The organism is Kocuria sp. CPCC 204721, assembly GCF_040980945.1.
GTDB lineage: Bacteria > Actinomycetota > Actinomycetes > Actinomycetales > Micrococcaceae > Kocuria > Kocuria marina.
The window spans coordinates 1-14,435 of record NZ_JAVKPO010000001.1 but is presented as its reverse complement, the minus strand read 5'-3'; the positions used below and the strand labels follow the sequence as shown (position 1 = coordinate 14,435).

The 14,435-nt window shown below is 70.0% G+C and carries 9 protein-coding genes and 1 pseudogene; 6 read left to right on the top strand and 4 right to left on the bottom strand.

What is annotated here, in order from left to right:
- The first annotated feature begins 3 nt into the window (after positions 1 to 3).
- The 5 genes from RF637_RS00050 to RF637_RS00030 all read left to right on the top strand — a co-directional run bounded on the left by RF637_RS00050 (position 4) and on the right by RF637_RS00030 (position 10,259).
- Positions 4 to 2,880 carry an FAD-binding and (Fe-S)-binding domain-containing protein gene (locus RF637_RS00050; RefSeq protein ID WP_368843836.1) on the top strand — a complete coding sequence of 959 codons (2,877 nt, stop codon included), beginning with the start codon at positions 4 to 6 and terminating at the stop codon, positions 2,878 to 2,880.
- A 12-nt stretch (positions 2,881 to 2,892) separates the two neighbouring features.
- Entirely contained in the window at positions 2,893 to 3,714 is an 822-nt protein-coding gene (locus RF637_RS00045) for a DUF4232 domain-containing protein (RefSeq protein ID WP_368843835.1), read from the top strand.
- The gene (locus RF637_RS00040) at positions 3,704 to 8,704 is read left to right on the top strand and encodes a DEAD/DEAH box helicase (protein WP_368843834.1); all 5,001 of its coding nucleotides are present in this window, start codon (positions 3,704 to 3,706) and stop codon (positions 8,702 to 8,704) included. The genes RF637_RS00045 and RF637_RS00040 overlap by 11 nt, the downstream gene beginning before the upstream one ends.
- A 24-nt stretch (positions 8,705 to 8,728) precedes the next feature.
- Positions 8,729 to 8,932 carry a hypothetical protein gene (locus RF637_RS00035; RefSeq protein ID WP_064846562.1) on the top strand — a complete coding sequence of 68 codons (204 nt, stop codon included), beginning with the start codon at positions 8,729 to 8,731 and terminating at the stop codon, positions 8,930 to 8,932.
- A 220-nt stretch (positions 8,933 to 9,152) separates the two neighbouring features.
- The gene (locus tag RF637_RS00030; RefSeq protein ID WP_144997139.1) at positions 9,153 to 10,259 is read left to right on the top strand and encodes a DNA-formamidopyrimidine glycosylase family protein; all 1,107 of its coding nucleotides are present in this window, start codon (positions 9,153 to 9,155) and stop codon (positions 10,257 to 10,259) included.
- Between the two features lie 110 nt (positions 10,260 to 10,369).
- Here RF637_RS00030 and RF637_RS00025 read toward each other — a convergent pair whose 3' ends face one another.
- Complete coding sequence (locus RF637_RS00025) at positions 10,370 to 11,398, bottom strand: CAP domain-containing protein (protein ID WP_368843833.1); 1,029 nt, start codon at positions 11,396 to 11,398, stop codon at positions 10,370 to 10,372.
- 274 nt (positions 11,399 to 11,672) lie between these two features.
- The gene (locus RF637_RS00020) at positions 11,673 to 12,671 is read right to left on the bottom strand and encodes a pseudouridine synthase (protein WP_260850454.1); all 999 of its coding nucleotides are present in this window, start codon (positions 12,669 to 12,671) and stop codon (positions 11,673 to 11,675) included.
- A gap of 62 nt (positions 12,672 to 12,733) precedes the next feature.
- Between RF637_RS00020 and idi the strand changes: the two genes are divergently transcribed.
- Entirely contained in the window at positions 12,734 to 13,276 is a 543-nt protein-coding gene (idi, locus tag RF637_RS00015; RefSeq protein WP_144997136.1) for an isopentenyl-diphosphate Delta-isomerase, read from the top strand.
- A gap of 204 nt (positions 13,277 to 13,480) precedes the next feature.
- Here the strand turns inward: idi and RF637_RS00010 are convergent.
- Together RF637_RS00010 and RF637_RS00005 are read right to left on the bottom strand one after the other, a co-directional pair.
- Positions 13,481 to 13,732, bottom strand: a pseudogene (locus RF637_RS00010) (HEPN domain-containing protein); the annotation flags it as partial.
- 76 nt (positions 13,733 to 13,808) lie between these two features.
- On the bottom strand, positions 13,809 to 14,435 hold a 627-nt coding region (locus tag RF637_RS00005; RefSeq protein ID WP_368843832.1), incomplete at its 5' end, for a transposase.

Below are 14,435 nucleotides of genomic sequence, written 5' to 3'. Positions count from 1 at the left end.
AGCATGACTGCTCTCCGGGATGACCTCACCACACGCGCCGCTTACGTCTCGGACGCCTCGATCTATCGCCGGCTGCCGGCGGCGGTCGCGGAACCGCGCTCGGTCGAGGAGATCCGTGAGCTGTTGTCCACGGCCCGGGAGAACGGCTGGCCTGTGATCTCCCGCGGTGGTGGCACCTCCGTGGCGGGCAACGCGATCGGTGACGGTTTGGTCATCGACACCTCCCGGTACTTCAACCGCATCCTGGAGATCGATCCGCACGCCCGCACCGCCACGATCGAACCCGGTGTGATCTGCGATCAGTTGCGGGACGCCGCGAGCGAGTTCGGCCTGACCTACGGACCGGACCCCTCCACGCATTCGCGGGCCACCGTGGGCGGGATGGTCGCCAACAACGCATGCGGTTCCCACTCGGTCGCGTGGGGTACGAGTGCGCAGAACCTCGTCTCGCTCACGGTCATGCTCGCCGACGGGCGCGAGGTCACCCTGGACGCGGGCGGCACCTCGGACGCCGCACTGGATTCCCAGCTCACCCAGTTGCGGGACCGGCACCTGGCCATGCTGCGCACCGAACTGGGCCAGTTCCCCCGCCAGGTCTCCGGGTACGGACTGCACTACCTGTTGAGCGAGAACGGTTTCGACGTGGCCAAGGCGTTCGCCGGGACCGAGGGCACGTGCGGGATCATCACCCGGCTCACCGTGAAACTCGTGGCCAAGCCGCGCTTCACAGCGCTCGCGGTACTGGGTTTCACGGACGCGATCGCGGCGGCCACCGCGGCCCCGAAGTTCCGCGTCCGGGGCGTCACCACGATCGAGGGCATGGGCTCGGACCTGCTGGACGCCCTGCGCACCCGTCCCGGTCAGGAGAACGCGGGCCGTGAGCTCCCCGAGGGCGGCGGCTGGCTCTACTGCGAGGTGGGCGCGGACACCCAGGAGGCCGCGTTCGAGGCCGCCCGGGCGCTGCCGGGACTCGTCGAGGAGACCGTGGTGGATTCCGTGGTCGTGGGCGATCCCGCCGAGGCCCGCGCCCTGTGGCGCATCCGCGAGGCCGGTGCGGGGATCGTGACCCGCTTGCCGGACGGCGGCGAGGCGTGGCCCGGGTGGGAGGACTCCGCCGTGCCCCCGCAGCACCTGGGCGCCTACCTCAAGGACCTCTACGCGCTGCTAGACGAGATGGACCTGCGCGGTATCCCGTTCGGCCACTTCGGCGAGGGCTGTGTGCACATTCGGATCTCCTTCGATTTCAACACGGACGAGGGCGTGGCCCACTACCGCCGGTTCATCGAGCGGGCCGCGGAACTCGTGCACCGCTACGGCGGCTCGGTCTCCGGGGAGCACGGGGACGGCCGTGCCCGCTCGGAGCTGCTCAGCACCATCTACTCCGACGAGGCACGCGGCGCCTTCGCCCGATTCAAGCGGATCTTCGATCCCGACAATTTCTTCAACCCCGGGGTCGTGGTGGATCCCGAACCCCTCGACCTGGGCATCCGCCCGGGTCCCGGCGCGCGCACGTTCGAGCTGACCCCGGTCCACGCGTTCTCCGCGGACGACGGCTCGTTCGGCCAGGCCATCAACCGCTGCGTGGGCGTGGGCGCATGCCGCTCGGACTCGGGGGCCATGTGCCCGTCCTTCCACGCGACCCACGACGAGGTGCACTCGACCCGCGGGCGCATGCGGTCCCTCGCCGAGATGCTGCGCGGCGAGCACATCACGGACGGGTGGAAGTCCAAGGAGACCTACGAGGCCCTGGACCTGTGCCTCTCGTGCAAGGCGTGCGCCACGGAGTGCCCCGTGAACGTGGACATGGCCACCTACAAGGCCGAGTTCCTGCACCACCACTTCCGCCAGGGCCTGGGCTCGTTCGTCGGCAAGGACCGCCGGCCCATGGCGCACCTGACCATGGGGTGGATGCCGTGGCTCATGAAGCTCGTGACCAGGGTCCCCGGTTCGCTGCGTGCGGTGAACTTCCTGGAACGCTTCCGTCCCATCGAGGAACTGACCAAGAAGCTCGGCGGCATCGAACCGAAGCGGCGGATGATCCGCTTCAACGACACCCCGCTCACGTCGTGGTTCAAGACCCGCACCCCACAGGGCGCGGTGGCGCGCGGAGGCGGCCGCGCGGCGTCGTCGGCGGAGAAACCGTCCGTGGTGCTGTGGCCGGACACGTTCACGAACTTCTCCGCGGACGGGCCCGGCAAGGCCGCCGTGGCGGTGCTAGAGGCCATGGGCTACCGCGTGCTCATGCCCATGGGAAACGTGTGCTGCGGGCTCACGTGGCACTCCACCGGGCAGTTGGACATGACCCGCCGGACCCTGCTGCAGACCCTGGACGTGATGGAGCCGCTGCTCGAGGCTGGCTACCCGATCATCGGGCTGGAACCGTCTTGCACGGTGATGCTCCAGCACGACATCACCGAGCTGCTCCCGGATGACCCGCGCGCCCACAAGGTCCGGGCCCTCACGGTCACGCTCGGTGAGTTCAGTGCGCGCCACGCCGAGGACGGCGGGGACTGGCCGTTCGACACGCTCGAGACCCACGCGGGACCGGGCACCGCGGTGTGCCAGGTGCACTGCCACGAGAAGGCCCAGGGCGACTTCACGCCGGAACTACGCGTGCTCGAGAAGCTCGGGGTGGACACCGCCGTGGTGGGCGGTGGCTGCTGCGGTCTCGCCGGGAACTGGGGCTTCGAACCAGGTCACCACGAGATCTCCCAGACCCTCGGGGAACGCAACCTGTTCCCCGCGATCCGTGCCGCGGGGCCCGGTTCGATCGTGCTCGCGGACGGTTTCTCGTGCCGCACGCAGATCGCCCAGGGCACCGACGCGGAAGGAGTTCACCTGGCACAGGTGATGTATGCCGCATTACGCGCGGAAAAGTAGCACACTGTTGCCATGAGGAGTCACTTGCCCGTCCCCCGGGGCACCCACACCGCCACCCGTCCGTTGCTCGCGGCCACCGCGCTGAGCGCTCTCATGGTCCTCTCGGCCTGCGGTTCCTCGGACGGCGCCTCGTCCGAGGAGCAGAACACCGCACCCGCCGGCGCCTCCGTCTCCGCGAGCGCCACGGCGTCCCCGAGCGCCTCGTCCACGTCCCCGAGCCCGTCGGCCAGCCGGTCCGCGAGCCCGTCCGCGAGCGCCGAGGCCACGGAAGCCACAGACGCCGCGGCGTCCGGTGGACAGGAGGGGCAGGCCGCGGAGTCGGCGCAGCCGTCCGCCGAGCCCGATCGCCTCGCGTCCGCTCCCGAGCTGGGCATGCCCACTGCGAGCCCGTTCGACCAGGCGAAGGCAGATGCCCAGCGCGCCGGCGGCACGTGCAGTGCCGGGCAGCTCTCCGGATCGCTCACGCCGCAGCAGGGCGCGGCGGGTTCGGTCATTGCGTCCCTCACGCTCACCAACAACGGCTCCGCACCGTGCACCCTGAGCGGCTACCCGGGTGTGTCCTTCGTGGACGCGAACGGTGCTCCCGTGGGTGCGCCGGCCTCCCGGGACGCCTCGGGTGCGGGCACCGTGACCCTACAGCCCGGCGCGTCCGCGAGCGCCGGGGTGCGGATCACCCAGCCCGGTGTGATCGGTCAGGTGTGCAACCCGCACCAGGCCGCGGGCGTGCGCGTGTACCCGCCGGACAGCTACGAGTCGCTCGTGGTGCCCTACTCGGGTCAGGCGTGCGGCAACCCCAAGGTCTCCCAGTTGCAGGTCAAGGGTTTTGGGTCCTGACCCCGTCCTGGACCTCTTCTCCCCCGCGACCGCGCAGTGGTTCGACGCCGCGTTCAGCGGGCCCACGGCGGCCCAGCGCGGCGCGTGGGAGGCCATCTCGGCGGGCCGCCACGCTCTCGTGGTGGCCCCCACCGGTTCCGGTAAGACGCTCGCGGCGTTCCTGTGGTCGATCGACCGCTTGCTGACCGACAAGAAGGCGGACGGGCCCGACGACGCGGAGGACCGCACCTCGGTGCTCTACATCTCCCCGCTCAAGGCCCTGGGCGTGGACGTGGAACGCAACCTGCGCGCACCGCTGATCGGGATCACCCAGGCCGCCAAGGCCGCCGGCGGGGAGCCCCCGGAGATCTCGGTGGGTGTGCGCTCAGGTGACACCCCGCAGGCGATCCGCCGCGCCCTGTTGGCGCATCCCCCGGACGTGCTCATCACGACCCCGGAATCGCTGTACCTCATGCTCACGTCCAAGGCGCGGGAGACCCTGCGCCACGTGAACACCGTGATCATCGACGAGGTGCACGCGGTGGCCGGGACCAAACGCGGGGCGCACCTGGCGGTGAGCCTCGAACGCCTCGACGACCTCCTGGAACGTCCCGCGCAACGGATTGGGCTCTCCGCGACCGTGGAACCCGTGGACACCGTGGCCGGGTTCCTGGGCGGCTCCCAGCCCGTGGACGTGGTGCGCCCGCCGTCCGAGAAGGACTGGGACCTCACGGTGTCCGTGCCCATCCCGGACATGACCGTGTTGGGCGGGGCGGCGGCGTCGCCGTCGTCCGGGGACCTGGACGGCAACCTGGAGGCGTCCGACTACCAGGCCACCGCGTCCATCTGGCCCCACGTGGAGGAACGGATCGTGGACCTCGTGGAGGCGCACCGTTCCACAATCGTGTTCGCGAACTCGCGTGGCCTCTCGGAGAAACTCACCGCGCGACTCAACGAGATCCACGAGTTCCGGCTCGCCAACGCCGCGGAAGAGAGCCCCGCGGATTTGGACGGTGGCGATCCCGTGGCGCTGGGTGATGCGCTCTCCGACCTCCTGGACGGCGCCGCCGCGCAGGCCGACGACGCCGCGCGCAGCGAGGGCGCGGTCAGCACTTCTCGGGCCCGCGACTCCGCCCCCGCGGACATCCCCCGCCAGCACAACCGCCACGAGGGCGCGTCCCCGGTGCTCGCGCGCGCCCACCACGGCTCGGTGTCCAAGGACCAGCGCGGCCTGATCGAGGAGGACCTGAAGACCGGGCGGTTGCGGTGCGTGGTGGCCACCTCCTCCCTGGAGCTCGGGATCGACATGGGCCACGTGGACCTGGTGATCCAGATCGAGTCCCCGCCTTCGGCGGCGTCCGGTTTGCAGCGCGTGGGCCGCGCGGGCCACCAGGTGGGCGAGGTCTCGATCGGGCGGATCTACCCCAAGCACCGCGGGGACGTGCGGGACGCGGCGGTGATCGCTGAGCAGATGCTCGCGGGGCACCTGGAACCGCTGTCCGTGCCCACCAACCCCCTGGACATCCTGGCCCAGCAGACGGTCTCGGCGGTTGCCGCGGAGGACGTGGACGTGGAGAGCTGGTACGACACCCTGCGCCGCAGCGCCCCGTTCCGTTCGCTGCCGCGCTCCGCGTACGACGCCGTGCTGGACCTGCTCGCCGGGCGGTACCCCTCCGACGAGTTCGCCCAGTTGCGGCCCCGGCTGGTGTGGGACCGCGAGACCGGGACCCTGCAGGCCCGCCCCGGTGCCCTGCGGCTCGCAGTCACGAGCGGTGGCACCATCCCGGACCGCGGTCTGTTCCCCGTGTTCCTCGTGGGCGAGCAGGACAGCAAGTCCCCCAAGCGCGTGGGTGAACTGGACGAGGAGATGGTCTACGAGTCCCGCGTGGGGGACATCATCGCCCTGGGTGCCTCGAGTTGGCGCATCGAGGAGGTCACGCACAACCGGGTGGTCGTGGCCCCGGCCCCGGGCGTGCCCGGCAAGCTCCCGTTCTGGCACGGGGACGGTCTGGGCCGGCCCGTGGAACTGGGTCGTGCCACGGGTCGGTTCACCCGTGAACTCGCCGGTGCCCAGGACACCGAGGCCCGCGAGCGCCTGGCCGCTTCCGGCTTGGACGAATGGGCCCGGGACAACCTCATGGCCTACCTCTCCGAACAGCGGGAGGCCACGGAACACGTTCCGGACGATCGCACGCTCGTGGTCGAGCGGTTCCGGGACGAACTCGGGGACTGGCGCGTGGTGTTGCACAGCCCGTTCGGCACCCCCGTGCACGGCCCGTGGGCGCTCGCGGTGCGCGCCCGGTTGGACGAGCGCTGGGGTCTGGATGCCAGTGCCCAGGCCGCAGACGACGGCATCGTGCTACGCGTCCCTGCCACGGACGAGGAACCGCCCGGGGCGGAGCTGTTCCTTTTCGACCCGGACGAGCTCGAGCGCACCGTGACCGAGGAAGTGGGCGGCTCGGCGCTGTTCGCGTCCCGGTTCCGGGAGAACGCCGCGCGTGCCCTGCTGCTGCCGCGGGCGGATCCCGGTAAGCGCACGCCCCTGTGGCAGCAGCGTCAGCGCTCCGCCCAGTTGCTGGACGTAGCCCGCAAGTACCCGCAGTTCCCGGTGATCCTCGAGACCGTGCGCGAATGCCTGCAGGACGTGTACGACGTCCCCGCGCTGCTGCAATTGCAGCGCGATCTGGCCGGGCGCAAACTGCGCATGGTCGAGACCACCACGGACACCCCCTCCCCCTTCGCGCGCACCTTGCTGTTCGGGTACGTGGCCCAGTTCCTGTATGAGGGCGATTCGCCCCTGGCCGAGCGCAAGGCCGCGGCCCTGTCCCTGGACCCCTCCCTGCTCAACGAGCTGCTCGGTCGCGCCGAGCTGCGCGAGCTGCTGGATCTTGAGGTCATCGAGACCACGGTCCTGCAGTTGCAGCGCCTCGCGCCGGACCGTCGGTTGCGCGGCGTGGAGGGCGCGGCGGATCTCCTGCGCCTGCTCGGTCCCATGACGGCCGACGACGCCGCACTGCGCTTGCGCGCGGAAGGCACCGCAGCGGCGTCGCCCCCCGCGCAGAGCGCGCCGGAGACCCCCGATACCCCGGAAACCGACGACACCGAGGATGTCGACGCGGCCGAGGACGTGGCCCCTGAGTACCAACCCATCAGCGCGGACGCCGCCCGCGAGCTGCTGGACACCCTGGTGTCCACGAACCGGGCGATCGTCCTGCGCGTGGGCGGGCGCGAGGTCTACTGCGCGGTGGAGGACGCCGCGCGGATGCGGGACGCCCTGGGCCAGCCCTTGCCCATGGGTGTGCCCCTGGCGTTCCTGGAACCGGTCGCGGATCCCGTGGGGGACCTCGTGTCCCGGTACGCGCGCACCCACGGCCCGTTCAGCGTGGCGGAGGCCGCGCAGGCCCTGAGCCTGGGGCCCGCCGTGGTCGAGACCGCGCTGCGCTCGCTCGCCACGCAGCGGCGCGTGAGCGAGGGGGCGTTCCGCCCGAGCGGGGACCCCGCGGCGTCGGAGTCGGAATGGTGCGACGTGGAGGTGCTGCGGACCCTGCGCCGCCGTTCCCTGGCCGCCCTGCGCGCGGACGTGGAACCCGTGGACCCGCAGGTATACGCCACCTTCCTGCCCGCGTGGCAGCACGCCGTCCCGGGGCACCAGTTGCGCGGGTTAGACGGGGTGCTCACGGTGATCGACCAGTTGGCCGGGGTGCCCGTGCCCGCGTCCGCGTGGGAACCGCTCGTGCTCGCGCAGCGCGTGGTGGACTACCGGCCCGCGATGCTGGACGAGCTCATGGCCGCGGGCGAGGTGCTCTTCTCGGGCGCGGGGTCCCTGGGCGGTGAGGACGGGTGGGTCGCGTTCCACCTGGCCGAGTCCGCGGAGCTGTCCCTGCCGCCCGTGCCGCAGCTCGAGGCCGCCGCCGAGGCCCTGGACTCCACGCTGGAACGTGAACTGCTCGCCGTGCTGCGGGCCGGTGGGGCGTACTTCGCGTGGCAGCTCATCCAGCCGCTCGCCGAGGCGGGCGTGTCCGTGGACATGGCCCAGCTGCGCACTGCGCTGTGGAACCTGCTATGGGCGGGGCTCATCACCAATGACACCTACGCCCCGGTGCGCGCACTCGTCTCGGGCGGGCACTCCGCGCACAAGACGCCCAAGCGCCCGGGCCGTTCCCGTACGGCCGGGCGGCGCGGCGCCGCGCGGTTGCGGGCCGCGTCCCGCGGCCCCGGCGGTGTGGATCCGGCGGCGTCCGCGTCCGGCGACGGCGCTCGCGTCGTTCGCGCCGCGGGGGGCGGTGAGGACCGTGTCACGGCCGGGCGCTGGTCCGTGCTGCGCCCCGAACCGCTCAACCCCACCGTGCGGGCGCAGGCCCAAGCGGAGCTGTTGCTGGACCGCTACGGCATCCTCACGCGCGGTCCCGTGGCGGTGGAGGACGTCCCCGGCGGGTTCTCCACCGTCTACAAGGTCCTGCGCGCCCTCGAGGACGCGGGCCGCGCGCGGCGCGGGTACTTCATCGAGGGCCTCGGCGCCGCCCAGTTCACGCAACCCGCGACGGTTGACGTGCTGCGCAGTTTCACGGACGACGACGCCGCTCGCAAGGCCGAACCCCGCGTCCTCGCCCTCGCGGCCACGGACCCCGCCAACCCCTACGGTGCCGCGCTGGACTGGCCGGAAGCGGTGGCTCTCGAAACCAGCACCAAGCACCGCCCGGGACGCAAGGCCGGTGCCGTGGTGGTGCTCGTGGACGGGGCGCTGATCCTCTACCTGGAACGTGGCGGGAAGACCGCGCTCGCGTTCGTGTCAGACCCGGCCCTGCTGCGCCTCGCGGCGGAGGCCGTGGCCGGGCTCGTGCAGCGCAGGGCCATGGACTCGCTCGTGGTCGAGAAGGTCAACGGCGACTCGGTGCTCTCCTCCGAGGACCTCGTGACCGCGGTCCGGGACGGTCTGCTGGCGGGCGGCTTCTACCAGACCCCGCGCAGCGTGCGGATGCGGGCTCCCGTGGGCGGGGGCAGGTCCGGCTGATACCACTTTGATACCTTGAGGGGCATGGCGATGACTTTGCGGCTGACCGAGGACGACGAACTCGCTCTCGCCGCCCTGGCCGAAGCGGACGGCATCAGCCGTCAGGAAGCCACGATCCGAGCCATCCACGAAGTTGCGGCCCGGAGAGGTCACGAGCGGCAGGTGACCGAAGCGTCGGCGCGTGCACGTGCACGCTATGCCGATGTGTTGGACCGGCTCGGGCGGTGACGCGGTACCTCACGACCGAGGACCTACTCGCGGTGATCAACGATCTCGGAGTCGGTCCATTACGCGATGTGGGGTTGCTGGAGGCCACGGCGAGTGGCCGAGCCGATCTCCATGATGTCGCCGCAATGCTGCGACGGTGGCACTGACGCCACAGCTGCGAACTGCCGCCGAGCCCACTCCCGTTCGACACTGAACACCCCACCCTACCTAGGAGGCCCAGGTGCCTGAAGGTGATTCCGTCTACCGCCAGTGCAAGATGCTGCGCGAGGCGCTGGAGGGGTCCGTGATCGTGAGCTCGGACTTCCGGGTGCCCTCACTCGCCACATCGGACGTGTCCGGGCGCACGGTCGTGGCCGTGGTGCCGCGGGGGAAGCACATCCTCATCCGACTCTCCGAGGCCACCGATGCGGCCGAGCTGACATCCGGGGCCGAGCCCCTCACCTTACATTCCCACCTCATGATGGACGGCACGTGGCGGGTCTTCGACCGGGAACCGGCGGGGGGCGCCACAACCGGCTCCGGCGGGGAACCACAAGCGGCACGCAGCAAAGGTGATGCTCCGGCCGGAAGCGGGCGAGCGGCGTCGTCGTCACGAGCAAGGAACGGAATGCGCACGAGCCGACCCGGGGCGAGTCCCTACCGACCGCGGGGGCAGGCCCGGCGGGGCGGCAGCGTGCGTTCACGCGCAGAAGCGAGGACCCGGCTCAGCGCGGACGTGTCCATCGGGCAGGGCTCGCACACCATTCGCGCGATCCTGCGCACCGAGGACGTCGAGGCCGTGGGTTTCGACGTCAAGGACGTCCGACTGGTGCCTACCCGCCTGGAGGACGAGCAACTCGTGGGGTACCTGGGCCCGGACATCCTCGGACCGGACTGGGACCTGGAGAAGGCCCTCGAGCGGCTGAGTGCGCAACCGGACCGGGCGATCGGCACCGCGCTCATGGATCAGCGCAACCTCGCGGGGATCGGCAACGTGTACCGCGTGGAGGTGCTGTTCATGTCGCGCACCAATCCATGGGTCACGGTCGGCTCCCTGCCGGAGGGCAAGCTGCGCGAGATCGTGACGCTCGCGCACAAGCTGCTGCACCTGAACAAGGACCGCTCGATGCGCTCGACCGTGGGGCAGGCACCGCAGGGTCGCCCCCTGTTCTGGGCGTACGGCAAGGACGGCCAACCGTGTCGCCGGTGCGGCGCGGTGCTGCGGCGCGGAGAGATCGACGACGCTCTGCTCACCGTCCCCGCGCCGGACGGCACCACGACGGCGCCGGGCACCGCAGTGCAGCACCTGCGCAAGATCGTGTGGTGCCCGCGCTGCCAGAGCGAGTGACGGGCTGACGAAAAGGGGATCGGCTGCGGGGTGCGCCCGGGCCCGTCAGGACCGGAACGCACCCCGTGCGCACGCCGTCGGCGAATCCGGACGTTCCGGTTCGTGGTGCGTCAGCGGGTGACCCAGGTCTTGCCCGTGACCGAGGACCAATGGACGGTGTAGCCCTTGGAGAAGCGCTGGCGCATCTCGGAGCCCACGCGGTATTCCTCGGTGACGGGGTAGCCCCACCCTCGCTCGAAGCCGGCTGCCTTCCAGCGCTTACCGATCGCGCCGGTCTCCTTGATCACGTGCGCGCCGGAGGACGGGGACCACATGAACTTGTACTGGGCGCCGCCCGCGGCCCTGAAGTTCTGGTAGACGCCGCCGTTGACCAGGCCGCCGCGTTCGTTCATGGTCGGGTAGCCGAACTTGGCGGCCCCACCCAGTGCTTGGTACCGGCTCTTGATGCCGCCCTTGACGGTGTAGGCCGGGGGTGCCACGCGCTTCGCGGCCACGGGGGCCACGGTGTCGGCCTGCGGGCGCGGCGCTGCCGCAGTGACCGTGCGGGTGACGTCCGAGGGACCGCTGCCGGCCGGGTAGCCGTAGGAATCCACGGTGCCCACCAGGCGCCAGCCCTCGCCCGTGCCGGACAACCGGCCGTCCACGTAGGTCAGTCCGATCCCCACGACCTGCATCCGGGGGTCCGTGAGGACCTTGTTGTGCGCGTGGGAGCCCTTCCACCAGTTCATGAGGTCGGGAACCGAGTTCTGCCACGACAGCGCGTGGATCTCCCCCGCCGCGTTGTACCCGGCGGCCCGGCGGTCCGTGAGGAACAGGTTGCTGTGGTCGATGACCTCTTCCTTGACCAGTCGGTCGGACTGGCTCTGGGCGATGCCGGACAGCGACTTGGAGTACTTCACCGGGGCCAAGCCCTTGGATGCCCGGTGTTGGTTGATCAGGTTCAGGAGCTTCTGGGCGTCCGCCGCCCGCGTGCTGCTGGACACGGACACGATGTCGGAGGGTGCGGCCTGCGCGGGGGTGCCGGTGAACAGGCCCCCGCTCAGGATCATGAGAGCCGCAGTGATGGTCGCGGCCAGGTTCGAGAAGGCTCGTCGGGTCGGGGAGTACCCGTCGATGGCAGGAATGCGGTGATGTGACATGGGGACCATTTCGTCGTTGGGCGCACGCGCCCGCACCTCCGTGGCATGACACCACGAGGGTGTGACAGACGTACGCGCTGTGGGGGGACAGCTCGTGGTGGCATGTGCCAACCGACTCGGGGCTGTGTGTACGACAGCCCCTGTACGGGCCCGATGAGGGGGGAAGACCCGCTGATAAGGGTACCCCGGGGTAGCCGGGTTTTGGTGTGTTACATCACGCTCGGTCGGAACGTTTCGGCATCCTTCGACGGATGTTCAACTTTGCCCTTGCAGGTCAAGGTGTCAGAAGTTCGCTGGACGCCCCGGATCGACGAGCCGTGTGGGCGCTGGGTGACAGACGTGAGCTCACGGTGATCGTCTCGCCCGTCATGGGATGGGTGAAGGTCAGAGAGCGGGCGATCAACTGCATGGGGTTGTCCGGGTCCTCCACGTCGAAATCTTCCCGTGGCACCGGGTACAACTTGTCCCCGCGCAGTGGCAGACCCAGGGAGTTCATGTGCACCCGGATCTGATGAGTGCGCCCGGTCAGCGGAGCGATCTCGTAGCAACCCCACTGCCCCGCGTCATCGGTGAAGCGTTCGAGCAGGCGGATGTCCGTGACGGCGTTGACATCACCCGGTTCCTCGAAGGCCTGCACGACTCCCTGGATCTTGCGGATCCGGGACTCCACGCGCACCGGCTCCTTCCCCACCCGATCATTGACGCGGGCCACGGCCCAATAAGTCTTGGTCACCGTGCGCTCCTGGAACATGCGGTGGAACACCCCGCGGTCCGCCGCGTGCTTGCTCAGCAGCAGCACCCCGCCCGTGGAGCGGTCCAGCCGGTGCAAGGCGGAGATCTCGTCGTTGTGGAACTGGCACCGCGCAGCCACCACCACGGAGCGGCGGACGTTCTCGCCCTTCGGTGTGCTGCATAACCCGTGCGGTTTGTCCACCGCCAGGATCCATTCGTCCTCGTACAGCACGTCGAGGGTGATGGGTGCGGCGTCCTCGTCCGGGACCGGGCGGTGGAACCATACCGAGGCCCCCGCTTCGTAAGGGGTGGCCGGGGTGACGACGGCGCCGTCGTCCCCGCGGACGCGACCGGCGGCGACCTCGTGGGCGAACCACGCGGCGTCGTTCGGGAAACGCTGCTGGACGTAGTCCGCGGCCGTGGTCGGGAGACCGTCCAGGGCCCGCAAGACCGGGTCCGGGGAACCCGGGCCGGGCATCCGGACCCGCGCGGGCCCCACGCCGCGCACCGTGGGTAGCGGAGGGTTTACGCGTCGTCTCACTGCGTGTCCGATCCGGCGGTTACCATGGCCTGGAACCTAACACATGACCGTGAGGCGGCCTCGTGAGCGAGCACACCAGCCCGGAGCGCGTGGTGCTCCTGGACGATCAGCACCAACCCACCGGAACGGCCCTGAAATCCACGGTTCACACCGAGGACACCCCCCTGCACCTGGCGTTCTCGTGCCACGTGCTCAACCCCCGCGGCCAGGTCCTGGTGACCCGCCGTGCGCTCGGTAAGCGCACGTGGCCCGGCGTGTGGTCCAACAGTTTCTGCGGCCACCCGGGCCCGGACGAGTCCTTCGAGGACGCCGTGGCTCGCCGCGCCCAGCAGGAACTCGGCCTGGAGATCCGCAACCTCACCGTGGTGCTGCCCGAGTTCCGATACCGGGCCACGGACGCCTCCGGGGTCGTTGAGAATGAGTTCTGCCCGGTGTTCATTGCCGTCGCCGACGACGATCCCCGTCCCGCCGAGTCCGAGGTCGCCGAGTACTCGTGGGCCGCCCCCCACGACCTCGTGGCCGCGGTGGAGAGCGCCCCGTTCGCGTTCAGCCCGTGGCTCGCGGACCAGATCCGCGAACCCGTGCTGCGGGAGGCGCTGGGCTGAGGGCCCAGGTTCACCACCCTGGATCGGGTCACCTTTGGCCGTTGTGTGTTGATCGTCCCTCGGGTCATTCGGGACGTAGAAATCTGGCATCAGTGTTCTTCCCCAGTGCACCAAATTACCTCCACCCTCGGTGAGTGGGATCGACTCCACCAGCTTCTCCGGGGAGCACCCGACATACACGAGGCAACGGGAGGCCACCAAGACGGTCAGCGAGGTAGAAAGCACAAGGTTTTTCCTGAGCTGGGTCTGCTTCTCCAGGCCATGGGCGTAGTTGTTCCGCAGGCTCTTCGCTTCTCTCTTCCACAGGTCATGTGCCCCGGCAGCCATCCCACAGATTATCGGCACCAGTGGCTGTACATCGTCCACGATGTCCTGGATACGCTGCTCAAGTGTGGGTTCTCCCAACTGGCTATTGAGGACACGATTTTTCAGGGTGGAGGCTATGAGATCGTCTATCTCCCCTTCATCCTTGGCCCTCGCGATGATGTCCCCGATGGTGCGACGGGCCTTTTTCTTGAGCTTTTGTGGGCCTTCACAGCTGAGTGTGGGTAGCGGTTCTCCGCCAGGGGCGATGACCGCCTGCGGCGAGCAGAGCCCGTAACCGGTAGTTGTCGAAGTTGCGGAAGCCGCGGGCGACGCGACGCATGGTCTCGATGACGCCATTGACCGCTTCCGTGGGCCCGTTCGAGGCTCCTGCGGTATCGAAGTAGGCCAGGATCGCGGCCTTCCACCGGCGTAAGGTCCGTCCGAGCCGGGCGATCTCCGGAATGGGACAGGACGGGAAGGCACCGAGAATCTCGGCGACGAGCCGGCGCCCCTGCTCGGGGCGGGCGTGGTAGACCGCGCGCAGCTTCTGGTAGCAATGCCAGGCAAGGGTGACCTCGTGATGCGGGTCCCCGGCCTCGAGCTTTGCGTTGAGTCGGCGGACCTGCCTCTCGGTCAGGTGCTCGGCGCCGATCTGCAGGGTGCGGCGGATCCCGTACAACGGGTCCCCGGCTCTCCCGCGGTGGCCCAGAGTGTCCTGCTGCACGCGGCGGCGGACCTCATCGACGACCTGCCCGCCGAGCTTGACCACATGGAAAGCGTCGAGGACGGTGATCGCCTCAGGGAGTTCGTCGCGGATGGCGTTGGCGTAGCCGTGGAACGGGTCCAGCGTCGC

What these genes read in the sequence shown, in the direction of transcription:
- RF637_RS00050 (WP_368843836.1), top strand. Translation starts at nt 4, where the DNA reads ATGACTGCTCTCCGGGATGACCTCACCACACGCGCCGCTTACGTCTCG.
- RF637_RS00045 (WP_368843835.1), top strand. Translation starts at nt 2,893, where the DNA reads ATGAGGAGTCACTTGCCCGTCCCCCGGGGCACCCACACCGCCACCCGT.
- RF637_RS00035 (WP_064846562.1), top strand. Translation starts at nt 8,729, where the DNA reads ATGGCGATGACTTTGCGGCTGACCGAGGACGACGAACTCGCTCTCGCC.
- RF637_RS00025 (WP_368843833.1), bottom strand. Translation starts at nt 11,398, where the DNA reads ATGTCACATCACCGCATTCCTGCCATCGACGGGTACTCCCCGACCCGA.